Here is a 23840-nt window from a genome sequence, read left to right as displayed (position 1 = left end):
CATCCTGTCACGCACTTGGCGGCACCGGGCCCAAAAACGCACGGAACGGCGCATCCAGCTGGTGCCCATCGGTCAGAAAACCGTCGTGGCCCACCGGGGTCGAAACCATGTGCACAGGAACATCACCCGGCAGCGCATCCGCGATCCGCTGGGACTCTTGCGGATAATACAGACGGTCCGTATCCACGGCCGCGATGAAGAACTCAACGCCCACTACCTCAGCGAGAGCCGCTTCGACTCCCCCGCGGCCCCGACCAACGTCATGGCTCATGAGCGCCTCAGTGAGGGTCAGGTAGGCGTTGGCATCGAAACGATTCACGAGCTTATGCGCCTGATGGTCCAGATACGACTCGACCGCGTAGCGGCCGCGTTCATCACGGCCAGCAGATCCCAGCGGAAGTTCGCTACCTTGCGGCGAGCGCCCAAAACGATGGTCGAGCTCGGCAGCGGAGCGGTAGGAGACGTGGGCGAGGCGGCGAGCTATGCCTAGGCCACGCTGCGGGCCGGCACCGTTGCCGTGGCTGTAATAGTCTCCGCCGTGGAATTGTGGGTCGAGCCGGATCGCCTCAGTTTGGATCTGCGCGAACGCGATCTGTTCGGCCGATGATTCAGCGGTCGCGGCGATCACTGCGCATTTGGTGACGTGTTGCGGATAGCTCACGGCCCATTCGAGCGCACGTGCCCCGCCCATCGAGCCGCCAACAACGGCGTGCCACGCCTCAATGTTGAGTGCGTGCATGAGGCGCAGTTCAAGCTCGACCATGTCGCGGATCGTCACGAATGGGAAACGCGAACCATAGGGTTGCCCGTCCTCGGCCAGCGAGGCCGGGCCGATCGTGCCTGAGCACCCGCCCAAGGCTGCCGGAACCACTGCGCAATACGTGGTGGTGTCCACCGGCTTACCCGGGCCTACGACCTCGCGCCACCAACCAGGTTGCGGTGCGTCCGCATCGGTCACTGCCGCATCGTTAGCCGGCGCATCTTTAGCCGGCGTTCCGTCGGCTGCGTGGGTGTCGCCGGTCAGCGCGTGCAAAACGAGGACCGCATTACTGCGCTCAGCGTTGAGCTCGCCGAAAACCTCGTACGCGATATGGGTTTGGGGAAGGTGCCCGCCTGTCTCTAGATCCAGCGGGCCCAGCGGGAGGATCTTCACATCGCTCTCGGGAGCGTTGTGTTGTGAGTGTTCTCGTACATCCAACGTCATAACGCTGCTTTCGCTTCGTGAGTTTCTATCGCTTCCGTTGCCACATGCCAATGTCCCGGCGCTAGTTAGGCGCGGGCGGCGTGGAAGGCGTCGAAACCCTTCTGCAGGTCGGCGATGATGTCATCCACGTGTTCAAGGCCCACTGAGAGGCGTACTGTGCCTGGGCCCACGCCGGCGGCTCGCTTCTCTTCCGGAGACAGCTGGGAGTGGGTTGTGGATGATGGATGCGCCACGAGCGAGCGGACGTCACCGAGGTTGGCTACAAGCGAGTGCAGCTCGAGCGCGTCCACGAAGGCGCGGGCCGCTTCCTCGTTGTCTTCAGCTCCCTTGATCTCGAAGGAGACGATCGCGCCCACCCCTTCGGGTGCGTAGTGGCGGCCACGCTCATACCACGGGCAGGATTCCAAGCCGGCATAGATGGTCGCGGAGACGTCATCGCGCGCTTCGAGCCATTGAGCGACCTTCTGCGCGTTCTCGATGTGCCTCTCAACACGCAGAGAGAGCGTTTCGAGGCCTTGGGCGATCAGGAAGGAGTTCATTGGGGAGATCGCAGCGCCGGTGTCACGCAACAACTGCACGCGGATCTTCAGGATGTAGGAGAGGTTCGCACCCAGTGGCGAGCCAACACCCATATCGCGGCCGTAAACGATGCCGTGATAGGACTCATCCGGCTGGTTGAAACCCGGGAAACGCTCCGGGTGTTGGGTGTAGTCGAAGTTTCCTGAGTCAATAATGACCCCGCCCATCGCGGTTCCGTGGCCGCACAGGTACTTGGTTGCGGAGTGAACCACGACGTCGGCGCCCCATTCGATCGGGCGCAGCGAGTACGGGGTTGCCAGCGTGTTGTCAATGATGAGCGGTACGCCTGCCTCATCGTGTGCAATCGCGGCGATGTTTTCGATGTCGAACACGTCTTGGCGCGGGTTACCGATGGTCTCGCCGAAGAAGGCCTTGGTGTTCGGCTTGATTGCCCCGCGCCATGCATCCAGGTCGTCTGGATCTTCCACGAACGTGACCTCGACACCGAGCTTAGGCAGAGTGTGCTTGAAGAGGTTCTGCGTCCCGCCATAGAGGGATGGCGATGCGACGATGTGATCGCCGGCTTCCGCAACATTGAGGATCGCATAGCTCGTAGCCGCCATTCCGGAGGCGACGAACAGCGCACCGACGCCGCCTTCGAGGCTTGCCATGCGGTTCTCGATGACTTCGGTGGTCGGGTTACCTAAGCGCGTATAGATAGGCCCCAGCTCGCTCAGCGCAAAGCGGTTGGCAGCAGCCTCGGTGTCAGGGAAAACATACGCGTTGGTCAGGTGGATCGGTAACGCTTGCGAACCCGTGGTCGGGTCTGGAGTCTGGCCGGCGTGGATCTGACGAGTTTCGAACTTTTGTTGCGACATATACAGTGCACCCCTTGATTCATAGGAGGGGCTTGCCCGCATACACCGGTTGATTTGACGTAACGTCCGCCCGGATACGGGCGGGCAGAGCCCGCGCTTGCCACAGCGGCATTCCCGTGTGACCAGGTCCTCACCCGGGGCACCCCGCCGCGGACGGAGGGTTGCCGGCCAGCAAACCGGGGTTTTGCACTGGCACTCATGACCTTGGCAATTAGCCTACAACACGCCAACCCACTGGCACCACATAACGCCCACCACACCCGGTTTGATCCACAGGCCGGACTTCAACTTAGGTAAACCTAAGTAGAGATGTGGCTCACACAGTGTCAGATTTAACCCATGAAGCTCGATCACGTTTCTTACGCTTGCGGGCCAGAAGGCCTCATCACCACCGCAGACCGTATCGCCGATCAGCTCGGGCTCCGGTACGTCAAAGGAGGCGTGCACCCACGCTTCGGAACACGCAACGTGTTCTTCCCCCTCCACAACCACCAGTACCTCGAAGTCGTTGAGGTACTAGACCACCCGGCCACTCTCCAGCAGCCGTTCAGGAAGGCAGTACGCGCCCGAAGCGAGATGGGTGGCGGATGGATGGGCTGGGTCGTCTCAGTAGAGGACCTCACACCTATCGAGGAGCGCCTGCAACGCGGCGCGGTCCCCGGTTCGCGTAAGTTCCCCGACGGGCGAGAGCTCACGTGGCGCCAGATCGGCATCAACGGGCTCATCGCAGACCCTCAGCTTCCCTACTTCCTCCGCTGGGACGAGAGCTTCGAGGACCTGCACCCATCCCGGGCTGAAGAGCCACACGGTGAAATCGTGGAACTCACGATCTCCGGTAACCGCGAACGCATCGACGAATGGCTCGGCCACCCAGGTGAAGACTTCAAGGGCGAGGTCACATTCAACTTCACCTCCCCCTCCGGGATGCCGGGCCTGCAGTCAGTCACGTTGAAGACCCCGAAGGGCCTCGTAACCCTCTAACAGCGTTGGCCCGGCGGGAGCTGACAGGGCCGACGGCGCGGGCTAGCTACCGTACCCGAACCATGCCGCGAGCAGCGGGTAGCCCACAAACGCGACCGCATCGAGTAAGAAGTGCGCCCAGATGAGCGGCATGATGCGGCGTTTGTGCAGGTAGTAGAGCCCAAAGATCACGCCCATCGCTACGTTGCCGATGAACGGCCCGATGCCTTGGTAGAGGTGGTAGGAGCCACGCACTACGGCGCAGAAGATGATGATCGCGGCGGGCGTCCATTTCAGTGTTGCGAGCCGCTCATGCAGGTAGGCGAGCACCACGATCTCTTCAAGCAGCCCGTTCTTGAGTGCGGCCAACAGCAACACGGGTACGCTCCACCACGCGTCCGGAAGGCCCGAGGTCGTGATAGCAGTCGTGACACCGAGCGCCCTGCCCGCTGCATATACCGCGAGGGTTCCTACGCCGATGAGCACGAAGAATGCGAAACCCACTGCGGCGTCGCTACCGCATCGTTGACCGTCGATGCCCCACCTACGCCAAGGCTTATTGCCCGGCCAGCGTGAAACAAGGTAGATCACGAGCGCTACCGGGGCAAGCGCAAAGAAGATGCCGGCAAGCTGATACAGCAGATCAATCCACTCACGCGTGCTAGTTGAGGTGTTGAGGGCCGCGGTCCCGGAGGAGATGGGGCCGCGCGTGATGGTGTCGAGCAAGTCGATGAGCGCATACACCCCGGATTTGCCCAAAGAGAGCGCTAGGACGATGCCGATCTCCCACCCCAGGGCCTTTCGCGAGGGCGCCCCCAGCTCGCCCAGGCCGGGCGTCTTCGCTGAGCCGTCACCGTCTGGGGTGTGTGCGTGTGGGGATTGGGCACTCATGCATCCGATTATGCTCGGTAGGCTGGATGCATGGCCAGGCAACCCACGAGCGAAGAAGTTGAACGCGCCAACGCTTTATACCCTGCCGCGGATTGGGTTTCTGGCCGGGTTGAGGAATCTGGGAAGTCGAACCTGGTTCTCATCCCGGCAGACCCGGTTCCTGAGGTTGTGTTCCGGATGGCCCGGACTCGTGAGGAGGCGCTCGCCCAAGCCCGCCGTGCCGCGTTAGCAGATGCGCTTGCCCCGCATGTTCCGTGGCTCGTCCCTGAATCCCGCTCCCCGATCGATTCCGCCGGCGGGATCATCCAACGTTTCATCCCCGGTGCCGCCCACCCGCTACACCAAGGCGACCCTGCAGCGTTGGGGCGGATTATTACCGACCTGCAGGCGGTTCCGTTGAGCGCCTACGAAGGCCTGGTTGGCGCGCCCTGGGAGGCAGAACCTCAATGGACCCAGGCCCGCGCCGATGCCGCGATCGATGCGCTTGAGCCCGATGTGCGGGCAAGTGCCGCTACCGTGTTAGCTACTCTGGGTGAGATGGAGCAAGCCATGGGATCCGCGGTGGGCCAAGGCGCCGCTCTTCGCGGTTCACTCCGGCGTGGTTTAGTGCATGGGGACTTAGCGGGCCGGAATATGCACTGGCGTGATGGCGAGCTGATCGGGATCCTCGACTGGGACAAAGCATCCTTGTGGGACCCGGCGATCAATCTGGCGCATCTATCGCTGTGGCACGGCCAAGACGTGATCGACCCGTCAGCCCCGGATGAGTTCTTCGCGGCTCGAGCCCACGTGTGGAACGGGTCATTGGCGTTGACTCGCGTGGCTGACGCCGCACTGCGCGGTGGAGTGAAAACCTGGGGCCGGCTTTTGAGGAAAACCCAGCCGCGCATCATGAGGGCCGCTCAAGCCGCACACGTATGCCGCGAGCTGCTCCAGTAATCCCCTGAGGCTCATACTGTGGGGCTCGCTATGGGGCTCATACTGTGGAGCTCGCTAGTTCGAGCGGTAGGTCCGCACGCCCGGTTTCTTTGGCGGTTCAATAGGCCAGAACGCTACAACCGCCCACCAGGATGCGATCATCAACACGACCGTGATACCGATGATGAGGCTCACGTTAGGGACAAAGAAGAGCAGATACGCGACGATCACGGCACCAAACAGTGCGCCGAAAAATTTGTTGTCCATCGTTGTCGGTGTTCACGTTCATCTCCGGAGATTACTTGCCGCATCCGGCTGAGCTGTTGAAGGCCCGCCCAGTTCTGTTAGATGAGCACTGCTGCGTGGATGCGCGAAACGCCCGGGGTCTGTGACCCCGGGCGCCAGCACGTGTGTGGTTTAGAGGACGTTGAGGACCTCGTCGTACGCTGGTTCCTCACCCACGCTTGGAGTCAGGGAGGAGTAGAGCACGGTGCCGTCCGTGTCGATCACGATGACGCCGCGAGCCATGAGGCCCTTCATTGGCCCGTCTGCGAACTTGATGCCGTAGTCCTCGCCGAAGCTCGAACGGAATGCCGAGGTCGCAACAACGTTGTCGATGCCTTCAGCACCGCAGAAGCGGCCGAGCGCGAACGGAAGGTCCATGGACACAGTCACAACAACCGTGTTCTCAAGGCCCGCTGCACGCTTATTGAATTCGCGAACGGACTGGGCGCACACCCCGGTATCGATCGACGGGAACACGTTCAACACAACGCGCTTGCCTGCGTAATCCTTGAGGGTTACGTCTTCAAGGTCGGTGTTGACGGTAGTGAACTCTGGGGCGGCCTTACCTACAGCGGGGAGGTCGCCAACCGTGTTGAGGGTCTTACCTTGGAACTCGATAGTAGCCATAGCCTTATCCTTTCAGAGGTGCCCCAGCATTTGGCAAGGGTTTAGCCTCAGGCTTAGCCAACAGCGGACATCAGCGCCACGCTTCCGGCGCTTGCGGACGGGCAGCGTCTGCGGACGGGCAGCCTTTCCGGATGGGCGAGGTCAGCGGTTCTGTCAGCGTACTGGCAACACGCCGTAGGATGCTTGGGCTCCGGGACGGGTCACGGTGTCGGCGGCGTAACGGCTTGCGTAGGAGGCCGCTTCGGCGAGGCTGTCCCCTGCCGCGAGCCGCGCAGCAAGCGCCCCGACATACGCGTCCCCGGCACCGGTGGTGTCAACGGGTTTCACGGTGTGAGCTGGGATCTTGTGTTCGCCGGTCTCGTCCATCACGTGTGAACCGCTTGCGCCCAGGGTCATGACCACCGAACGCACTCCGGCGGCTTTGAGCTCACGGACGATCTCCTTATCGCTCAGCCCCTCAGGGTCGCCGCCGAGCATCTTCAGCGCCCCTGCGCCCTCGTGTTCGTTGACGACCAACGGGTCAGCCCGCAAGATCAGATCAGCCGGGACGTCGATGACGGGTGCGAGGTTGAAAACCACCCGGTCCTCGGCCGCCGCGAAGGCAGCCTGGATTCCCGTGACCGGGATTTCACCCTGCAACACAACCACACCTTCAACAGCGTGGGCGCGTGCCTGCACGGCCCCTGCATCAAGGTGCTGATTAGCGCCGGCGATCACGATGATCGTGTTTTCTGCCCCGTGGTCGACCGTGATGATCGCGGTTCCTGTTGGTTCGTCTTCACGCACGAGCACGTGGCTCAAGTCAACACCATCCGCTGTGAGCAGTTCGTGGGCCTCCCGCGCGGCATCGTCGCTTCCGATGGCAGTGATGAACCGGACGCGGGCGCCAGCTCGCGAGGCCGCGAGCGCTTGGTTTCCGCCCTTGCCACCAGGGGAATGCACGAGTGTACGCCCTAGGAGGGTCTCACCTGGCCCCGGTAGGCGGTGCACGGTAGCGGTGATGTCCAGGTTGGTGGACCCCACAACGGTGACGGTTGGCTTACTCATGCGCGCTCTCCTTGCGTGATGCGCTCTACGTTGCGTGATGCTCGAAACTGCATCGTGTGTGACACTGACGCGGTGTATGAACGGCGCCATGTAGGAACTGGCGCGGTGTATGAAGTGGCAGGCTGTTTAAAGTGGCAGGGCGTTAACCGCTGGTCCCCGCCTCGTGGTGAGGACCAACGGTCACCATCCCGAGACGGGGAGCAAGCGAGGCTAGTTGATCTTCTCGAGGATGATCTCGCGGACTCGGCCTGGATCAGCCTGACCGCGGGTCGCCTTCATGATCGGGCCCATGAGGGCGCCGATGACCTTCTGGTTGCCAGCCTTGATCTTTTCGACCACGTCCGGGTTACCCGCCATCGCTTGTTCGACGGCTTCGGTCAACGCGCCGTCATCAGATACGACGGCCAGTCCACGCTTCTCAACGATCTCGGCCGGGCTGCCTTCACCGTCAGCGACGTGTGTGAGGACCTGGCGGGCGATCTTGTTGTTGATCTTCTTCTCAGCGATGAGGTTTTCGATCTCCACGACGTGAGCCGGGGTGATACCGGTTTCGGTGACGTCCTTCTCCGCTTCGTTAGCGATGCGGGAGATCTCACCCATCCACCATTTACGTGCAGCTGATGCGCTCGCGCCGGCTTTCTCGGTCTCTTCGATCGTGTCGATGAGGCCCGCGTTGACGATGTCGCGGAACTCTTCATCCGAGAAGCCCCACGCCGCCTTGAGGCGGGAACGTTTAGCGGCTGGGAGTTCCGGCAAACGTTCGCGAAGTTCAGCGACCTGGTCGGCGGTCGTGACGATCGGTACGAGGTCTGGCTCTGGGAAGTAGCGGTAGTCATCGGCATCGGACTTCGGACGGCCCGACGATGTCGTGCGGGTGTCTTCGTGCCAGTGGCGGGTCTCCTGGACCACGGTCTCACCGGCATCGAGGATGCCTGCGTGGCGGCACATCTCGTAGCGCACGGCACGTTCGACGGAGCGCAGCGAGTTCACGTTCTTAGTCTCGGAACGGATACCGAATTTCTCGGAGCCGATCGGCATGAGCGAAACGTTCGCATCGCAGCGGACGTTACCGCGCTCCATGCGGGCATCAGAGATATCGAGGGCCTTGACGATGTCACGGATCGCTTCAACATACTTGCGTGCAAGCTCGGGAGCATCAGCGCCTGCACCCGTGATGGGGCGGGTCACGATCTCAACAAGCGGCACACCTGCGCGGTTGTAGTCAACGAGCGAGCTCGATGCACCCTGGATACGCCCCGAGGAACCGCCGACGTGGGTGAGCTTACCCGCGTCCTCTTCCATATGTGCGCGTTCGATCTCGACCCTGTAGACCTTCCCGGAGTCCAGCTCGATGTCGAGGTAGCCGTCGTAAGCGATCGGCTCGTCGTACTGCGAGGTCTGGAAGTTTTTAGGGGTGTCCGGGTAGAAATAGTTCTTGCGGGCAAAACGGCAGTATTCCGCGATGCTGCAGTTCAGTGCCAAACCCAGCAGGATCGCATACTCGACGCCGGCTTTGTTCACCACCGGAAGCACGCCCGGAAGGCCAAGGTCGACCTCGTTGACATTGGTGTTCGGGTCGTCACCGAATTCGTTGGGTGCTGAGGAGAACATCTTGGTTTTAGTGTTCAGCTCAACGTGGACCTCGAAGCCAAGCACTGGCTCATAGCGCGTCAGGGCTTCGTCGAAATCAACAATCTCTGTCATGTTTAGTTAGCCTCCTGAACGCGGGCTGCTACTTCCTCGTTGAGGTTTGGGGCCTGGGCGAGGATCGGGCCGCCGTTGCTTTCTTCAAGTGCGGCCTCAGCGGCTGCAGCGATGCGGTACATGCGTGCGTCCTCATGTGCTGGGACGAGGAACTGCACCCCCACTGGGAGGCCCTCGGAGAGCCCTGACGGGATCGAGATACCAGGGATCCCTGCGAGGTTCGCTGGGATGGTCGCGATGTCGTTGAGGTACATCGCAACCGGGTTATCGATCTTCTCACCGATCTTGAACGCAACGGTCGGCGCGGTTGGGGTCACAAGCACATCGACCTTTTCGAATGCGGCCGCGAAGTCACGCTGGATGAGCGTACGGATCTTCTGCGCTGAACCGTAGTAGGCGTCATAGTAGCCAGCCGAAAGCGCGTAGGTTCCGAGCATGATGCGGCGCTTGACCTCGTCACCGAAGCCCGCCGCGCGGGAGGCACCCATGACGCGTTCGATGGTCACCGGGCCGTCCTCTGGGAGTACGCGCAGGCCAAAGCGGACGCCGTCGTATTTAGCGAGGTTCGAGGAGACCTCGGACGGCATGATGAGGTAGTACGCACCCACCGCGTAGGTGAAGTTCGGGCATTCGATCTCTACGATCTCGGCACCGCGTGCCTCAAGCGTTTTGAGGGTTTCTTCGAAGGAAGCGGTCACGCCGTCTTCGAAACCGTCGCCGCCACGCAGCTGTGCGATCACGCCGACCTTGACGCCGGTGAGGTCGCCTGCCGCGCCTTCTTCAGCGGCCTTGATGAGGCCTTCGGAGCTGCCTTCGAGCGAGGTCGAGTCCTTCGGGTCGTGGCCGCCGATGAGCTCCTGCAGCGCAGCCGCGTCCCACACGGTACGCGCTACAGGGCCGATCTGGTCGAGCGAGGATGCCATCGCGATCGCACCGTAGCGGGAAACGGCACCATAGGTTGGCTTGACGCCCACGGTTCCGGTGACCGCGGATGGCTGACGGATCGATCCACCCGTGTCGGTTCCGAGTGCCAGTGGTGCGAGGTGGCCTGCGACCGCTGCCGCGGAGCCGCCGCCGGAACCACCCGGAATGCGGTCGAGGTCCCACGGGTTACGGGTCACACCGAACGCGGAGTATTCGGTCGAGGAACCCATCGCGAATTCGTCGAGGTTGGTTTTGCCAAGCATCGGCAACTTAGCTTCGCGGATCTTGGTGATCACGGTCGCATCGTAGGGGCTCATCCAGCCTTCAAGCATGCGGGAGGCCGCGGTGGTTGGTTGCCCCTTGGTGACGATGAGGTCCTTGATCGCGATCGGCACGCCAGCCAGCGGGTGGAGGACTTCAGCCTCGGCACCGCCTGCGGCCCGGATCTGGTCGACTTCGCGTGCGACCTCAAGCGCTTCTTCAGCGTTGACGTGCAGGTATGCGTTGATGACGCCGTCGAGCTTTTCGATGCGCTCGAGGTGGGCTTTCACGGCGTCTTCGCTCGTGACCTCTCCTGCACGCAGTTTCGCTGCGAGTTCGGAGGCGGAAAGTTCGTAGATCTCTGCCATGGTTTATCAGTCCTCGTCCAGAATCGCTGGCACACGGAAGCGGCCGTCTTCGGCATCAGGAGCGTTGGCAAGTGCTTGCGCTTGGGTGAGCGTGTCTCCAACAACGTCCTCACGCATCACGTTGGTCAACGGGATCGGGTGGCTCGTTGCCGGGATGTCATCCGTTGCGGCTTCACTGACTGAGGCGACGGCGTCAACGATCGCGTCAAGCTCCGTGGACATCCTGTCAAGTTCTTCTTCTGTCATGGCAATGTGCGCCAAGGTCGCTAAATGCGCCACTTGGTCACGAGAGATTCCAGACATTTCCCTCCCAATCTTTCAAAGTCCCGAAAGTCTTAAGTGCTTGCACCAGTTTAGGCACAGTCGCCGTCGTTGGCATTTTGAGGTCTGTATGTGAGGTCTGTATGTGAGGTCTGTTGACGAGTTCAGGATGCGTTGGGCTCAGCGGCGGACCCCACTGCTTTACTGAACGCCGCGAGCCGCAGGCCCGGCACCTCTGGGATGTCGACGTCCCGGTGAGCCTCGCGGGTGAAGCCGTAGCGTTCATAGAAACGCATCGCTGGTTCCCAGTCGGGCGTGGTGGTCAAGACAACCCTGCGGATGCCCGGCAGAGTCCCGGCGAATGAGAGGATCGCCTCCACGAGCTTGCCGCCGAGCCCTGTCCGTTGATGTTCCGGGTCCACAACGAACAGCCTCATCTCAAGCTCGCCGTCCTCTGCGAGGTCGGCCCACAGGCTACCTCGTAGCGCGAGCGTCACGGACCCCACGATGTTGTTCTGGTGGTCTTCGGCAACGAGCAAGAGCGCGTGCCGGCGGCGTTCCGCTACCTGCGCGATCTGTTGCATGTAGGGGTCGTCTGCGGAGTCGAAGTAGCCTTCGTGCAGGTACGCTCGCTCGGTGATCTCACCGATCGCTTCATCATCGTGGTAGGTCGCGTAACGGAGCGTGATGCCACCCGCGTTGACCTCACCGTCACCGCTGGCTGCATCTCTAACGCTGGCTGTATCGCCCGTGTTGATGGCGGCAATGGGGCCGAGCCATCGGCCGTGTACGTCACCTACGAGGCACCACCCGTAGCTGTGAGTACTGTTCCAGAGGGGTCGTTGCACAGGGAACCCAGCGGCTTGCGCGATGAATGAGCCGGCGGCCCAGTCCCATTCGTTGATGTCGGTTTCGGCGTAGGCATCGAGTGTCCCGTCCGCTACAAGGCACATATCGATCGCGGCTGAACCGAGCCGCCGGACGTTGTCGAAGTGCGGAATGAGGCGCGTGAGCGCTTGGGTTTGGCGTTGACGCTGCCCAGCGCCGTAGCCGAATCCGTAGGCGAGAATCCGGGCCTGACCAGTTGCCCCGTCGAATGCCTCCGCCGTGAGCCTGCGACTGGCTTCATCGTCGCACCGGCGCGGAGCGTGTTCCGCTTCCCACACAGCGGTGTATGCCTGCGCTGTATCTGCAGACACCGGATCAGCAGATGCGCAGGCCGCCCACATTTTCTGCAGCTCGGGGGCAATCACAACACCGGCAACCCAGCGTTCAACGAATGGGGTGTCTTCGGTTGGGTTGCCGTCTTCATCAAGATTCTCACGGAGGTATTCGCGGCGCGCCACCGCAACGGACACCGCGTAGTGCGGCAGCCCGCGCACGAAGTTCGCGGTCCCGTCGAGTGGGTCGATGCACCAGCGGTATTCGGCGTGGATGTCTCCGCTTGCGTCGTATTCTTCGCCCGTGAGGACATCCTCGGGCCGGCGAGCGTGAATGTATTCGCGGATCGCTTGCTCGGATGCGCGGTCGGCTTGGGTGACCCAGTCCCCTGCCGCGGATTTCGTGTCTGCTTCAGCGACGACCTCGGCCTGGCCCCGCATCGCGGCAAGAACCTTCGCTCCTTCGTGGGCAGCGCCCAGAGCGATGTCGAACACCTCAGCCAGCACAGAGTCTGGTGCAGTTTGTGCGTGGCTCACGCGTCGTCCCTTTCCTCACGTGCTGCGTCGTTTTCAAGCACGGATGGGCCGTGTGCGAGTAATTCTTTGAACCCGTCCTCATCCAGCACTGGGATGCCGAGCTCTTGGGCTTTCGTGAGTTTGGAGCCTGCGGCTTCACCGGCAACCACAACGCTTGTTTTCTTGGAGACGGAGCCGGTTGCTTTGCCTCCGCGGGCGAGGATCGCTTCCTTGGCTTCATCGCGGGAGAAGTCTTCGAGGGATCCGGTCACAACAATCGTGAGGCCTTCGAGGATCGCCGCGATTGCTTCGTCGCGTTCATCGGCCATCTCGTAACCGTTCGCGCGCCAGGCTTGCTGCCACGCGTCCACGATCTCAACGTGCCAGTCTTCTTTGAACCAATCCACTAGGGCCTCGGCGATGATGGTCCCCACGCCGTCGATATCGGAGAGGATCTCGAGCGCGTTCTCGCTCGCCACGGCCTCACGCAGCGCATCCATCGATCCGAAGCGTTGAGCCAAAGCCCGCGATGCGGTCGGGCCTACATGGCGGATCGACAGCGCGACCAAAACCCGCCACAGTTCCTTGCCCATCGCACCTGCGACTTCACGGAACAACTTCTGCGTATTCGCGTTCGGTCCTGCCGGTTTCGCGGATGTTCCCCGCGTATAGAAGTAGGGGCGGAGCTCCCATACGCCAGTGCCTTGGCCTTTGGAACGCTTCTCGCGCCACACTCGAACATCCGCAAGCGACTTCGATAACTCAGACTCCGGGTCAGCCAGATCGAAAAGGTCGCGTTCTGTCGTCAATGGACCAGGTCCGGATGGTGCTGGAACCCCGCTGTTTTCGGTCGGGTCTGGCCCTGGGCCGATCGTCAACGCGATGGCCGCCTCCGCGCCGAGAGCCTCGATGTCCAGCCCGCCGCGAGAGGCCGCGTATTCGACGCGTTGAGCCAACTGCTCGGGGCAGTGCTGGCTGTTCGGGCAACGAAGATCCACGTCGCTTTCCTTCGCGGGACGCAACGGTGTTCCGCACGACGGGCATTCGCTCGGCATGACCCACTCGGATAGCTCGTCCTCGCGGCCTTCACGCAACGGAAGAACCGGCCCAACAATCTCCGGGATCACATCCCCTGCTTTACGCAACACCACAACGTCGCCGATCAGCAGGTTCTTCGCCTTGACCACATCGCGGTTGTGCAAGGTAGCCCGCTCAACCGTCGAGCCAGCCACAGTCACCGGCCGCATCACTCCATACGGTGTCACTCGTCCGGTGCGCCCCACCTGCACGCGAATCTCCAGAAGATCCGTGTGAACTTCCTCCGGCGGATACTTATAGGCAACAGCCCAGCGAGGCGTGCGCGAGGTATAGCCCAGGGCGCGCTGGGCTTGGAAGTCATCGATCTTGATGACCATGCCGTCGATCTCGTGGACCAAGCCGTGGCGGTCCTGACCGATCTGGTCGATATAGCCGAACACTTCTTCCGAGGTATCGAAGAGCTTGTTATACGGGGACACCGGAAGCCCCCACGTTTCAAGCTGCGCATAAATCTCGTGCTGAGATTCAACGTCCATCCCCTCGCGAGCACCCACGCCGTGCACGAACATCCGCAACGGACGCTTAGCAGTCTGGGCTGGGTCTTTTTGCCGCAGCGAGCCCGCCGCCGCGTTACGCGGATTCGCTAGCGGCGCCTTACCTTCCGCGATCAACGAGGCGTTGAATGCCTCGAACTCTTTCGAGGGGATGAATACTTCACCACGGACCTCAAGCTCGGCGGGCCACCCCTCACCCTCGAGCCGGTGCGGGATGTCCGCGATCGTCTTGACGTTATCCGTCACGTCCTCACCCGTGGTCCCGTCCCCGCGAGTTGCCGCGACATCCAACACGCCATCGCGGTAAATCAGGTTGACCGCGAGCCCATCGATCTTGACTTCAGTCAGCCACTTCACCTCAACCCCTGGGGCGAAAGAGGCGCTGTTGGCGCGGGCGCGTTCGAACCAGGTTTCAAGCTCTTCATAGCTGAAAACGTCCTCGAGCGAATACATCTGGCTCGGGTGCTTAACCGGGGAGAACGCCGCGGAAACCTCGCCGCCCACCTCTTGGGTCGGTGAATCGTTGGTCACCAACTCGGGGTGTAGCGCTTCAAGCTCCTCAAGCCGAGCGAAAAGCTCATCGAACTCGGCATCAGATACCAGTTGCGTGTTCTCGTTGTAATACGCGTGCCGATATTTACGGACCTTATCCACCAGCTCCGCGTATTCCTCCCGCAACGCATGCGCAGGAACATCCGCAGAATCTCCAGCCGCGGGCTCAACGGTCGCAGAGTCAATAGCCGCGGGCTCGTTGGGGTCTTCACCGGTTACAGAAGACGATGATGTCGATGCGTTCTCAAATGCCACAAAACAATCATGCCCCAGGGGTCTGACAGTTTGAATAACGCCACGGACCGAACCCGTTAGTCGATCGGCAATACAGCGTCAGGGCCAGGCGAGAGGTCAAACGGGGTCACCGCCCCGAAGCCTTGCAGCTCCACCGGCGACAACTCATCGATCACGAACCGCTCATCGTCATCGAGCACCTGGCTCGTCAACGAATCGATCAAAACCTGGCCCGGCTCCGCCATCGCAGTCAAGCGTGCCGCCATGTTCACGGTCGCACCATAAATATCGCCCAGACGCGACAAAATACGGCCCCACACCAGCCCCACACGGACCTCCGGCATGTCCTCTTCAGGGCTGAAAGCGCGCGCCAACGTCAACGCGATCCTCGCACCGGCCTGCGGGGTTTCAGCGACATAGAGAACCTCGTCGCCGATCGTCTTGACCAGCCGGCCACCACCAGTCGAAATGATCGAGGCGCAACGGGCCTCGAAGTTCTGAACCAGCCGCGCCAAACGCCGCGCATCCATACCGCGCGAAAGCGAGGTGAAAGACACCATGTCAGCGAAACCCACCGCACGCGCCAACGGGAGCGCGGCATCGTCCTCAGTACCAGTGCGGTACTCATTCGAGGAACGCAAACCAGACTCGGCACGCAAAACCTGCCGGTGAATCGCCGCCGCAAGGTTGCGTTGATACGAATAGTTGACCATCTTCAGAAGCGGATCCAACATTTCGTCCAACATCAGCACAACCTGGCGGCGCGCCTCCGGGTCGCTCATCCCGTGAGTCGAAACGAGGTCTTCAACGAGTGCCTCGATCTGCCAGATCGCCATCCGGTCTGTCAGCTGCCCGATCGAACGGGCGATCGAGAGCATCGCGTCCTCAGACAAACGACGCTTGCGCACCTGCTCAACCATCGTGTCCAAGGCGCGCTGATCCCGCATCGTGAACGCGACCTGGTCATCTGAAACCCGAGGAAGCCCCAGGGCCCGCCAGAGTTTGCGGGCCGAGTGCAGCGAGATACCGACGTGTGCCGCGATTTCGCGGCGACGCATGGTCCGTGCCGAGCCCCGTAGCCGCATCTCAAGGCGGTGTGCGGCGGCCCGTACCTCGTCGTCGGTTTCGGTCTTGGTTTCCAAAACCGGCATCGACGTGGTGATTGGCCCGATTTCCGGGACCGCCCCGATCGCGTGGGTATCCAATGCTTCCCACACGGTAGGGTTCGATGCGCTTACCGGCATCGCAGGTTCATTCGGCTTAGTCTGGGTGACGGGAACATGGCCTGAAACAACTGGCATCTCGACTGCCGGCATCTGGGCTGTAACCGCCCGTTCGCCCTGCCCGTCGGACGAGGCGTTGCCCGACCGTCCGCTGCCTGGCTGTTCACTGCCTGACTGCTCACCGGCTGACTGTTCACTCTCGGACTGTTGAGGCGCTGACTGATCGGTGCTGCCCGCCTCATGTGGCTGGGAATCTGATGGTTCTTCCGTCACGGGCTTCAACGACGGCGGCGGGACCGGGCTCAACCCCACATCAGTGAACCCGTCATCGCCGACCCCCGCACCGCCGGTCCCCGCATCGCCAGGCCCTGCATCGCTGCCACCGTCATCGATGAGGTGAGCGCGCCCCTGCTTCCCCGCACCAAAGTCCTGCTCCGTTTCGAAGGCCTTGATCGCATCGAAACCTTGAGTCGCGAATCCGTGCGTGACCGAACCATTTTCTTGCGGGTTCTGTGTCCCCGGGGTATGTGTCTCCGAGTCCTGTGGCTTCGCGTTCCGCGTTTCGGGGTTCTGTGTTTTGGAGTTGTGTTCCGGGTTTTCGGTGCGCTCAGGTGGGTTTCCTTGGCTCACTGCCGGCACCGTCCTTCCCGTTGAAATCGTTCTTCTTTGCGCATGTGTCAGCCGACGTCAAAAATGCCCCTGTCCATTCTTACACCCTCACAGCGAAAAATGTGTCAAAGGTCACGCAGTGTCCACAATATGGGCATTACTTGGGCGGTTCGGGAGCCAACATGTGCCCTCACAGCCCGTACGGCACCATAACCCTGTACTGATGGGCCGCCGCCGCTTCTCGCCTGATGCTGTCAGCAACATGCGCGACGTCGGGGACGTTTCGGAACGTGGCTTCTCGCCCCTCAACCTTCACGACGAGGGTTCCCGGCGCGCGCGGCATCCGGTCGGTCGGCTTGAACCACACGCCGTTGATGTAGAGCAGTGGAATGTGCTGAACGCTGCGGCCGCGCTGTATGAAGAAACGCTGATTCGTGAGCGTGATGTGGGTGTTGACCCATGCGAAGAACGGCCGCAGGACCCAGCGCAACATCGCCCATCCCCAGCCGATCGCTACGAGCGCCAGCAGGGCTTGGGAGACCAAACCCCAGGCACCTCCGAGGTCCGCGGTGCGTGAGGCGAATCCGCCCAGCATCGCGCCGATGATCGTAATAAGCAGGAGAGCCCCAGCGATGGGCACAAGTGCGCGCGGGTGGCGGCGGGTTCTGATCACAGCTTCTTCGCCAGGGTGTAGAAGTTTCCGCGGGACCATTCTTACTCTTCCGTTCAGCTGAGCTTACGCTCTTATCCACTCCACGCTCTCATCCACTCTAGAGCGCCCTCACGCTGTACCTTAGCGGCCCGCGGGTGCCTGGATATACACCTTTAGGCGTAGTGGCCGTCGCTGCGGCGTACGTGGATGACATCCCCTGCTGAAATCTGATGCCGTTTGCCCGTGCCGTCCTCGACGATGAGGTGGCCGTATGCGTCAATGTCGCGTGCCACGCCGGTGATGGTCACCTCGTGGGGCAACTGGACCCGCACGTCCACTCCGATGGTTGCGCAGTGTTTGCGGGTCGCATCGACGAGGCTCATGCACCCGAGCGAACCCAGCGGCTGATCGAGCGGGCCACCCGCTGGTAGCCATTCGGAAAGTACCGCGATGGCGCGGGTCCAGAACGCGGAGATCAGATGATGAACGTCGGTGGTGCAGTTGTGGAGCGCGAGTGAGGTTGCGGTGGGCACCGGCAGGTCCTCTTTGGCCTGGGTCAGGTTGGTGCCGATACCTACGACGAGGTTGAGGCCTCCCGCGCCTGCTCCCTCGGCGTCTCCTTCGCCTGCAACCCCAGTCTTCTCGGCCAGCCCGGTCTTGTCTGCAACGCCGTTCTTGCCGGTGACGCCGGTCTTATCAGTCAGTCCAGTCTTGTCCACACCGGTCTTGCTGTCCCCGACGCTGACGCCACGCGGCCCGGGCAAGGAGGGCGCAACTTGAGCGAGGATGCCTGCTACTTTCTCGCCGTCGATCAGCACGTCGTTGGGCCATTTGAGGCTCACGTCGGAGGCCGTCGCTGCAGCTAACACGTCACGCCACACGAGCCCGACAAGGGTCGAGGCCATCGCTAGCGATTCGGTAGGCACACTCGCGGGGGCTTGAATCACGAGGGACATGGCAAGCCCCGAGCCTGCCGGTGTTTCCCAATCGCGGCCAAGCCGACCCTTGCCCGAGCGTTGGTCGAGCGTCACGATGAGTGTCCCTGACGCATCGGGCATATCGGGGCCGCCCAGTTCACCACTAGCTAGCAAGTTGATGGCGTCCTCGTTCGTCGAGTCCGTGTGGTCCTCGACGATGAGGCGTGGCCACGCGGCGGAACGTTCACTACCGTGCAACGCCGCCCATTCGGCGCTTGCGTTGGCGGTGATGATGTCGGCTTCAAGGCGCTCTGGTGTGTGCATGTCAACCTTCGCTCGTGTTGATCGTCAGTTGCCGGGCCTTGAAAACGGGCCCTAAGAATCGGGTGCCCTAAGAACATACCGCGTTCAACTCGCACGCAAGCCCCGCCCCGCCGCAGCGCGTCACTGTCCTGGGATTGGCGAGATGGAGCCTTCCGGCATGCGGTCTTTGGTGAGGAAGATGTCCGCGGTGAGCGGGTGGTCTGGGTTGATGGCGTAGCCGGTGAGGTCGGTGACGCCGGCGTCGGCGAGCGCTTCTTCGTCGGTGAGGAATTTGCCTGTGAAGGTGTGTGACGGCTGGGTCAGCATGTGGTGGGCGGCGTCGGCGACGATGTCTGGTCTGCGGGCGCCGGCTAGCATCGCTTCGCCGCCGGGGAGGTTCTCGATCGCGGCGGTGTGGATGAGGGATGCCGGCCACAGTGAGTTCGCGGCGATTCGATCGCGTGCGAATTCTTGGGCGAATCCGAGTGTGGTCATGCTCATCCCGTATTTAGCCATCGTGTAGCCCAGGTGTGCGCCTGCCCATACCGGGTCGAGGTTCAGTGGTGGGGAGAGTGTGAGGATGTGTGGGTTCTCTGCCTTTTTGAGGTGCGGGTAGGCGGTTTTGGGTAGTGCGAAGGCTCCGCGCATGTTGATTTGGTGCATGAGGTCAAAGCGCTTCATGTCGAGTGCGGGCGTGGGGTTGAGGTTGATCGCGGAGGCGTTGTTGATGACGATGTCGATGCCGCCGAACTCTTCTACTGTTGTGTCGACGGCGCGTTGGATGTCTTCGTCTTTGCGTACGTCACCGACGATCGCGAGCCCTTTGCCGCCGGCGTCGTTGATGTCTTGGACTGCGGTGTGGACGGTGCCTTCGAGGTGGGCGTGTGGTTCAGCGGTTTTCGCGAGGATCGCGATGTTGGCGCCGTCGCGGGCTGCGCGTAGGGCGATCGCGAGGCCGATTCCTCGGGAGCCTCCGGACATGAGGATGGTTTTGCCGTTGAGGGTTTTGGTTGATGTGCTCACGTGGTCCTCCTGTTGTTGCCGTGCGCGTTGCAGTACCGAGTGCAGGTTGCGCTGAATGCAGTGCTGTATCGAATGCATCGAAAGCGATATGTTGTGATCCAGGTTACATTGCCTAAGTGACTGGGCAGTAACTACCGCGATAACTGTGGCGCGCAGCGCTCATCCAGCCGCGGGTTCCGTGGGAGCAGGCCGGGCTTTATGGCTTGTTTTTGTAGGAGTCCGACAAAAGCTTTAGCGAAGATAGCCCGTAGAATGGCCTGGATGCCTTTCTTTTTGAGAGGTTTCCACCAAAACGAAGGAGAGTTCGCAAGCGATGACCGCCCAGCCGTCAGATCCGCACACCACCCCGGATCTCACTACGACCGCCGGTAAGCTCGAGGACTTCCATCGCCGTATGGCTGAGACCATCAACCCTGGTGGTGAAGCTGCGGTTGAACGGCAGCATAGCCGCGGTAAGAGCACTGCGCGTGAACGCATCGACATGTTCTTGGACCCGGGTTCCTTCGTTGAGTTCGATGCGTTGGCTAAGCACCGCACCACCGCTTTCGGTATGGAGAAGAAGCATCCTCTCGGTGATGGTCTCGTATCCGGTTACGGGACGGTAGATGGCCGTCAGGTTGCGGTGTATTCGCAGGACTTCACGGTCTTTGGTGGCTCACTCTCTAACGTCAACGGCGAGAAGATCGTCAAGGTCCAAGAGTTCGCTTTGCGTAACGGGATGCCGGTGATCGGTCTGCTCGATGGTGGTGGAGCGCGCATCCAGGAGGGCGTGGCCTCCCTTGCGATGTTCGCCGATATTTTCCGCAATAACGTCCACGCTTCGGGTGTGATCCCGCAGATCTCGGTGATCATGGGCCCGTCTGCAGGTGGTGCCGCTTACTCCCCTGCTTTGACGGACTACATCATCATGGTGGATAAGACTTCCCACATGTTCATCACGGGCCCGGACGTGATCAAGGCTGTCACGGGCGAAGACGTGGACATGGAGACCCTCGGTGGCGCCCGCCACCACAACACGGAGACGGGTACGTCCACGTATCTTGCCGAGGATGAGGAGGATGCGCTCGATTTCGTGCGCGAGCTGCTCTCCTATCTGCCGTCCAATAACCTCGCTTCCCCGCCGGTGCTCTACGCGGATGAGGCCGAGCTCGAGGTCACCGAGGATGACGAGGCCCTCGACACCCTGATCCCGGATTCGGCGTCCCAGCCATATGACATGCGTGAAGTCATCGAGTCCGTACTCGATGACGGCGAATTCTTTGAGATGCAGGCGCTGTATGCGCCCAACGTCATGATCGGTTACGGCCGTGTTGAAGGCTCGACCGTCGGAATCGTCGCGAACCAGCCGATGCAGTTCGCTGGCACACTCGACATCGCCGCCTCTGAGAAGGCCGCCCGTTTTGTGCGCCACTGCGACGCTTTCAACATTCCGGTGCTGACGTTCGTCGATGTTCCAGGCTTCTTGCCGGGTAAGGATCAAGAGGATCAGGGCATCATCCGCCGCGGCGCCAAGCTGCTCTACGCGTACGCTGAGGCGACCGTGCCTAAGCTCACGGTCATCACCCGCAAGGCTTTCGGTGGCGCCTATATTGTAATGGGGTCCAAGAAGCTCGGCGCGGACATCAACCTTGCCTGGCCTACCGCTCAGATCGGTGTCATGGGCGCCCAGGGTGCGGTCAATATCCTCTACCGCCGTGACCTGGCAGCTGTTGAGCAGGAAGGTGGCGACGTCGAGGCTCGCCGCACCGAGCTGATCGACGGCTACGAAGCCGAGCTACTCAACCCGTATCAGGCCGCTGAGTTGGGTTATGTCGATGCGGTGATCGCACCGAGCGAGACCCGCGTCCAGATTGTGAAGGGCTTGCGCGCAACCCGCGATAAGCACACGACCAACCCTGACCGTAAGCATGGGAACATTCCGCTGTGAACACCACACAAAACTTTTCCTGGGCACCTCAACAGAAGTCGGCACCTGAGCCGAGCGATCTTCGTGTGGTGCGTGGTGAAGCGACCGATGAGGAGATCGCGGCACTGTTCGCGGTCATCCTCGCCGAAGCTCAATCGCGTCAGGCAGCCGAACAGGCCCCGCCGTCCACGCGTAGCGAGATTCTGCGCCGTGCTGCAACCATCCGCGGCCAGTTGACGAGCCTGCCGGGGCTGTTCCGCCGCAAATAACGCACATACTTCACCAACTAATCAACCAACACCACACCACTGTGTGGCAGGCCGATGCGTACACCTAACGTGCGCATCGGCCTTGCGCGTTAGATACTGCATCTAGGTAGCGCGCCTAAGTTTTTGCGCCCTGAGGAGGATGTTGATGAGTCAGTTCTCACCGCGGATGGTTCTGCACCGCACCGTGGCGGCCCAACGGACCAAGGACCACGGAAAGATCTCCAAAGGGACCCTCAAACGCATTTGGGGTTTCGCGGCTAAACGCAAGGCGATGCTGTTCTTGTTCTTAGGCATTTCGGTGGTGATCTCGGTGATCGGGGTCATCACACCGATCCTCGCCGGCGATGTTGTCAACGCGATCACCTCCGGCGGGCCGGTCGAGGTGATCGTGTGGCTTGCCATCGCGATCGCCGCACTCGCACTCGCCGATGCGGGTTTCAGTCTTCTGAACCGGTACTTCTCCGCGAAGCTCGGCGAAGGCCTCATCTATGACATGCGCACCACGGTGTTTGATCACGTGCAGACCATGCCGATCGCGTTCTTCAACCGGACCCGAACCGGCGCGTTGGTATCGCGGCTGAATAATGATGTTATCGGTGCGCAGCGAGCGTTTTCCAACACGCTCTCCGGTGTTGTTGCCAACATCGTTTCGCTGATCCTCACGGTTGCGGTCATGGTCACGATCTCATGGCAGGTCACGCTGTTTTCGATTTTGCTGTTGCCGGTTTTCTTGATCCCTGCACGCCTGCTGGGCGGGCGGTTGGCTTCGTTACAGCGTGAAGCGGCTGACTATAACGCGGCGATGTCTACCCGCATGACGGAGCGGTTCTCCGCGGGCGGGGCAACGCTGGTCAAGCTCTTCGGCGCTCCAGGGGCTGAGTCCCAGGCGTTTTCCGAGCGCGCGGGCCGGGTGCGGGATATCGGAGTCAAGACCGCGATGCTGCATACCACGTTCGTTCAGGCCCTCACGCTGGTTTCTGCACTGGCTTTGGCGCTCGTCTACGGCGTGGGTGGCGTCCAGGCGGTTCTGGGGCATCTCAACGCAGGCGAGGTTGTGACCCTTGCGATGCTGTTGACCCGTCTGTACGCTCCGCTCACGATGCTTGCGAACGCCCGCATGGACATCATGAGCGCTGTCGTTTCTTTCGAGCGCGTGTTTGAGGTTTTGGATCTTGACCCGCTGATCAAGGAGAAGCCGGACGCGGTCGAGTTGGGTTCCGGTCCGGTCACGGTCGCGTTCAACGACGTACGGTTCGCCTACCCCACAGCCGAACAGGTTTCTCTGGCTTCCCTTGAGGACGTCTCGGTGCTGGATCAGCGTGAGAGTTCCGAGGTTCTGCACGGGATCGATTTCACGATTCAGGCGGGCCAGACTGTCGCGCTGGTGGGTTCCAGTGGTGCCGGTAAGTCGACGATCGCGGCACTTCTTCCGCGGCTGTATGACGCGACGGAGGGCAGCATCACGCTCAATGACGTGGACGTTCGCGATGTGAGTTTCGATTCGCTCAAGCATACGATCGGCGTGGTGACCCAGGATGGTCACCTGTTCCACGAGTCGATCCGCGATAACCTCACGATCGCCGCCCCGAACGCTACGGATGAGCAGTTGTGGTCGGCCTTGGAGTGGGCTCGGCTCAAACCCGTGATTGAAGCACTGCCGGATGGCCTGGACACGGTGATCGGCGAGCGCGGCTATCGCCTCTCTGGCGGTGAGCGGCAGCGGCTGACGATCGCGCGTTTGCTCCTTGCGGCACCTGCCATGGTGGTTTTGGATGAGGCGACATCGGCTTTGGATTCAACGAATGAAGCCGCGGTCCAGACCGCGCTTTCGGAGGCGATGGAAGGCCGTACCGCACTCGTGATTGCGCACCGGCTTTCAACGATCCGGGCAGCGGATGCGATCTTGGTGGTTGAGGGCGGGCGGATCGTCGAACAGGGCAGCCACGATGAGCTGCTGGCTCAAGGCGGGCGCTACGCCGAGCTCTACCGCACCCAGTTCGCTGACCAGGAGTGATTCGCACCCGGCCAGCCCGCGGT

The 23840-nt window shown here is 61.6% G+C and carries 20 protein-coding genes and 1 riboswitch; of the genes, 5 read left to right on the top strand and 15 right to left on the bottom strand.

Annotated elements, in window-relative coordinates:
- Positions 1-7 precede the first annotated feature (7 nt).
- Positions 8-1204: a homoserine O-acetyltransferase MetX gene (locus HMPREF3175_RS03445; RefSeq protein ID WP_070490690.1), complete on the bottom strand. Its 1197-nt coding sequence runs from the start codon at positions 1202-1204 to the stop codon at positions 8-10.
- Positions 1205-1269: 65 nt separating this feature from the next.
- A complete protein-coding gene (locus HMPREF3175_RS03440) occupies positions 1270-2601 on the bottom strand; it encodes an O-acetylhomoserine aminocarboxypropyltransferase/cysteine synthase family protein (protein WP_070490689.1) in 1332 nt (443 codons plus the stop codon).
- An 88-nt stretch (positions 2602-2689) separates the two neighbouring features.
- Positions 2690-2805, bottom strand: a riboswitch (SAM riboswitch).
- A 135-nt stretch (positions 2806-2940) separates the two neighbouring features.
- Between HMPREF3175_RS03440 and HMPREF3175_RS03435 the strand changes: the two genes are divergently transcribed.
- Entirely contained in the window at positions 2941-3582 is a 642-nt protein-coding gene (locus HMPREF3175_RS03435) for a VOC family protein (RefSeq protein WP_035756861.1), read from the top strand.
- 42 nt (positions 3583-3624) lie between these two features.
- Here HMPREF3175_RS03435 and HMPREF3175_RS03430 read toward each other — a convergent pair whose 3' ends face one another.
- Positions 3625-4452 carry a CPBP family intramembrane glutamic endopeptidase gene (locus HMPREF3175_RS03430; protein ID WP_083285534.1) on the bottom strand — a complete coding sequence of 276 codons (828 nt, stop codon included), beginning with the start codon at positions 4450-4452 and terminating at the stop codon, positions 3625-3627.
- A 30-nt stretch (positions 4453-4482) separates the two neighbouring features.
- On the opposite strand from HMPREF3175_RS03430, the gene HMPREF3175_RS03425 reads away from it, so the two are divergent.
- Positions 4483-5391, top strand: a complete 909-nt coding sequence (locus HMPREF3175_RS03425; RefSeq protein ID WP_070490688.1) for a phosphotransferase family protein — start codon at positions 4483-4485, stop codon at positions 5389-5391.
- A 54-nt stretch (positions 5392-5445) separates the two neighbouring features.
- Here the strand turns inward: HMPREF3175_RS03425 and HMPREF3175_RS03420 are convergent, their stop codons facing one another.
- From HMPREF3175_RS03420 to HMPREF3175_RS03365, 12 genes are all read right to left on the bottom strand, one after another.
- A complete protein-coding gene (locus HMPREF3175_RS03420) occupies positions 5446-5637 on the bottom strand; it encodes a hypothetical protein (RefSeq protein ID WP_035756855.1) in 192 nt (63 codons plus the stop codon).
- 150 nt (positions 5638-5787) lie between these two features.
- Positions 5788-6282, bottom strand: coding sequence for a thiol peroxidase (tpx, locus tag HMPREF3175_RS03415; RefSeq protein ID WP_070490687.1), 495 nt, complete (start codon positions 6280-6282; stop codon positions 5788-5790).
- Between the two features lie 153 nt (positions 6283-6435).
- Positions 6436-7329 carry a ribokinase gene (locus HMPREF3175_RS03410; RefSeq protein ID WP_070490686.1) on the bottom strand — a complete coding sequence of 298 codons (894 nt, stop codon included), beginning with the start codon at positions 7327-7329 and terminating at the stop codon, positions 6436-6438.
- Between the two features lie 210 nt (positions 7330-7539).
- Positions 7540-9033, bottom strand: coding sequence for an Asp-tRNA(Asn)/Glu-tRNA(Gln) amidotransferase subunit GatB (gene gatB / locus HMPREF3175_RS03405; protein ID WP_070490685.1), 1494 nt, complete (start codon positions 9031-9033; stop codon positions 7540-7542).
- A 2-nt stretch (positions 9034-9035) separates the two neighbouring features.
- The gene (gene gatA, locus HMPREF3175_RS03400) at positions 9036-10586 is read right to left on the bottom strand and encodes an Asp-tRNA(Asn)/Glu-tRNA(Gln) amidotransferase subunit GatA (RefSeq protein ID WP_070490684.1); all 1551 of its coding nucleotides are present in this window, start codon (positions 10584-10586) and stop codon (positions 9036-9038) included.
- A gap of 6 nt (positions 10587-10592) precedes the next feature.
- Positions 10593-10889 carry an Asp-tRNA(Asn)/Glu-tRNA(Gln) amidotransferase subunit GatC gene (gene gatC, locus HMPREF3175_RS03395; protein WP_035756845.1) on the bottom strand — a complete coding sequence of 99 codons (297 nt, stop codon included), beginning with the start codon at positions 10887-10889 and terminating at the stop codon, positions 10593-10595.
- Positions 10890-11011: 122 nt separating this feature from the next.
- A complete protein-coding gene (locus HMPREF3175_RS03390) occupies positions 11012-12544 on the bottom strand; it encodes an inositol monophosphatase family protein (protein ID WP_070490683.1) in 1533 nt (510 codons plus the stop codon).
- Positions 12541-14922 carry an NAD-dependent DNA ligase LigA gene (ligA, locus tag HMPREF3175_RS03385; RefSeq protein ID WP_370991814.1) on the bottom strand — a complete coding sequence of 794 codons (2382 nt, stop codon included), beginning with the start codon at positions 14920-14922 and terminating at the stop codon, positions 12541-12543. The genes HMPREF3175_RS03390 and ligA overlap by 4 nt, the downstream gene beginning before the upstream one ends.
- A 56-nt stretch (positions 14923-14978) precedes the next feature.
- Complete coding sequence (locus HMPREF3175_RS03380; protein WP_052048552.1) at positions 14979-16754, bottom strand: adenylate/guanylate cyclase domain-containing protein; 1776 nt, start codon at positions 16752-16754, stop codon at positions 14979-14981.
- A gap of 169 nt (positions 16755-16923) precedes the next feature.
- Positions 16924-17406: a YdbT family protein gene (locus HMPREF3175_RS03375; RefSeq protein WP_141739870.1), complete on the bottom strand. Its 483-nt coding sequence runs from the start codon at positions 17404-17406 to the stop codon at positions 16924-16926.
- A 152-nt stretch (positions 17407-17558) separates the two neighbouring features.
- On the bottom strand, positions 17559-18626 hold the full coding sequence (locus HMPREF3175_RS03370; protein ID WP_035756841.1) for a biotin--[acetyl-CoA-carboxylase] ligase: 1068 nt from the start codon (positions 18624-18626) through the stop codon (positions 17559-17561).
- Between the two features lie 120 nt (positions 18627-18746).
- Positions 18747-19586: an SDR family oxidoreductase gene (locus tag HMPREF3175_RS03365; protein ID WP_370977550.1), complete on the bottom strand. Its 840-nt coding sequence runs from the start codon at positions 19584-19586 to the stop codon at positions 18747-18749.
- 355 nt (positions 19587-19941) lie between these two features.
- Here HMPREF3175_RS03365 and HMPREF3175_RS03360 point away from each other — a divergent pair, with 355 nt between their 5' ends.
- From HMPREF3175_RS03360 to HMPREF3175_RS03350, 3 genes are all read left to right on the top strand, one after another.
- Positions 19942-21555, top strand: coding sequence for an acyl-CoA carboxylase subunit beta (locus tag HMPREF3175_RS03360; RefSeq protein WP_035756838.1), 1614 nt, complete (start codon positions 19942-19944; stop codon positions 21553-21555).
- Positions 21552-21803: an acyl-CoA carboxylase subunit epsilon gene (locus tag HMPREF3175_RS03355; protein ID WP_035756836.1), complete on the top strand. Its 252-nt coding sequence runs from the start codon at positions 21552-21554 to the stop codon at positions 21801-21803. Before HMPREF3175_RS03360 ends, HMPREF3175_RS03355 begins: the two co-directional genes overlap by 4 nt.
- 145 nt (positions 21804-21948) lie before the next feature.
- The gene (locus tag HMPREF3175_RS03350; protein ID WP_070490746.1) at positions 21949-23817 is read left to right on the top strand and encodes an ABC transporter ATP-binding protein; all 1869 of its coding nucleotides are present in this window, start codon (positions 21949-21951) and stop codon (positions 23815-23817) included.
- The last annotated feature ends 23 nt before the right edge of the window (positions 23818-23840 follow it).

The organism is Arthrobacter sp. HMSC08H08, from assembly GCF_001807575.1.
In the GTDB taxonomy this organism is placed as follows: Bacteria; Actinomycetota; Actinomycetes; order Actinomycetales; family Micrococcaceae; genus Pseudoglutamicibacter; species Pseudoglutamicibacter albus.
Note: the sequence above shows the minus strand (reverse complement) of the source record. Positions and strands in the feature narration are given on the sequence as shown.

What these genes read in the sequence shown, in the direction of transcription:
- HMPREF3175_RS03445 (WP_070490690.1), bottom strand. Translation starts at nt 1,204, where the DNA reads ATGACGTTGGATGTACGAGAACACTCACAACACAACGCTCCCGAGAGC.
- HMPREF3175_RS03440 (WP_070490689.1), bottom strand. Translation starts at nt 2,601, where the DNA reads ATGTCGCAACAAAAGTTCGAAACTCGTCAGATCCACGCCGGCCAGACT.
- HMPREF3175_RS03435 (WP_035756861.1), top strand. Translation starts at nt 2,941, where the DNA reads ATGAAGCTCGATCACGTTTCTTACGCTTGCGGGCCAGAAGGCCTCATC.
- HMPREF3175_RS03430 (WP_083285534.1), bottom strand. Translation starts at nt 4,452, where the DNA reads ATGAGTGCCCAATCCCCACACGCACACACCCCAGACGGTGACGGCTCA.
- HMPREF3175_RS03425 (WP_070490688.1), top strand. Translation starts at nt 4,483, where the DNA reads ATGGCCAGGCAACCCACGAGCGAAGAAGTTGAACGCGCCAACGCTTTA.
- HMPREF3175_RS03420 (WP_035756855.1), bottom strand. Translation starts at nt 5,637, where the DNA reads ATGGACAACAAATTTTTCGGCGCACTGTTTGGTGCCGTGATCGTCGCG.
- tpx (WP_070490687.1), bottom strand. Translation starts at nt 6,282, where the DNA reads ATGGCTACTATCGAGTTCCAAGGTAAGACCCTCAACACGGTTGGCGAC.
- HMPREF3175_RS03410 (WP_070490686.1), bottom strand. Translation starts at nt 7,329, where the DNA reads ATGAGTAAGCCAACCGTCACCGTTGTGGGGTCCACCAACCTGGACATC.
- gatB (WP_070490685.1), bottom strand. Translation starts at nt 9,033, where the DNA reads ATGACAGAGATTGTTGATTTCGACGAAGCCCTGACGCGCTATGAGCCA.
- gatA (WP_070490684.1), bottom strand. Translation starts at nt 10,586, where the DNA reads ATGGCAGAGATCTACGAACTTTCCGCCTCCGAACTCGCAGCGAAACTG.
- gatC (WP_035756845.1), bottom strand. Translation starts at nt 10,889, where the DNA reads ATGTCTGGAATCTCTCGTGACCAAGTGGCGCATTTAGCGACCTTGGCG.
- HMPREF3175_RS03370 (WP_035756841.1), bottom strand. Translation starts at nt 18,626, where the DNA reads ATGCACACACCAGAGCGCCTTGAAGCCGACATCATCACCGCCAACGCA.
- HMPREF3175_RS03365 (WP_370977550.1), bottom strand. Translation starts at nt 19,586, where the DNA reads ATGTCCGGAGGCTCCCGAGGAATCGGCCTCGCGATCGCCCTACGCGCA.
- HMPREF3175_RS03360 (WP_035756838.1), top strand. Translation starts at nt 19,942, where the DNA reads ATGACCGCCCAGCCGTCAGATCCGCACACCACCCCGGATCTCACTACG.
- HMPREF3175_RS03350 (WP_070490746.1), top strand. Translation starts at nt 21,949, where the DNA reads ATGAGTCAGTTCTCACCGCGGATGGTTCTGCACCGCACCGTGGCGGCC.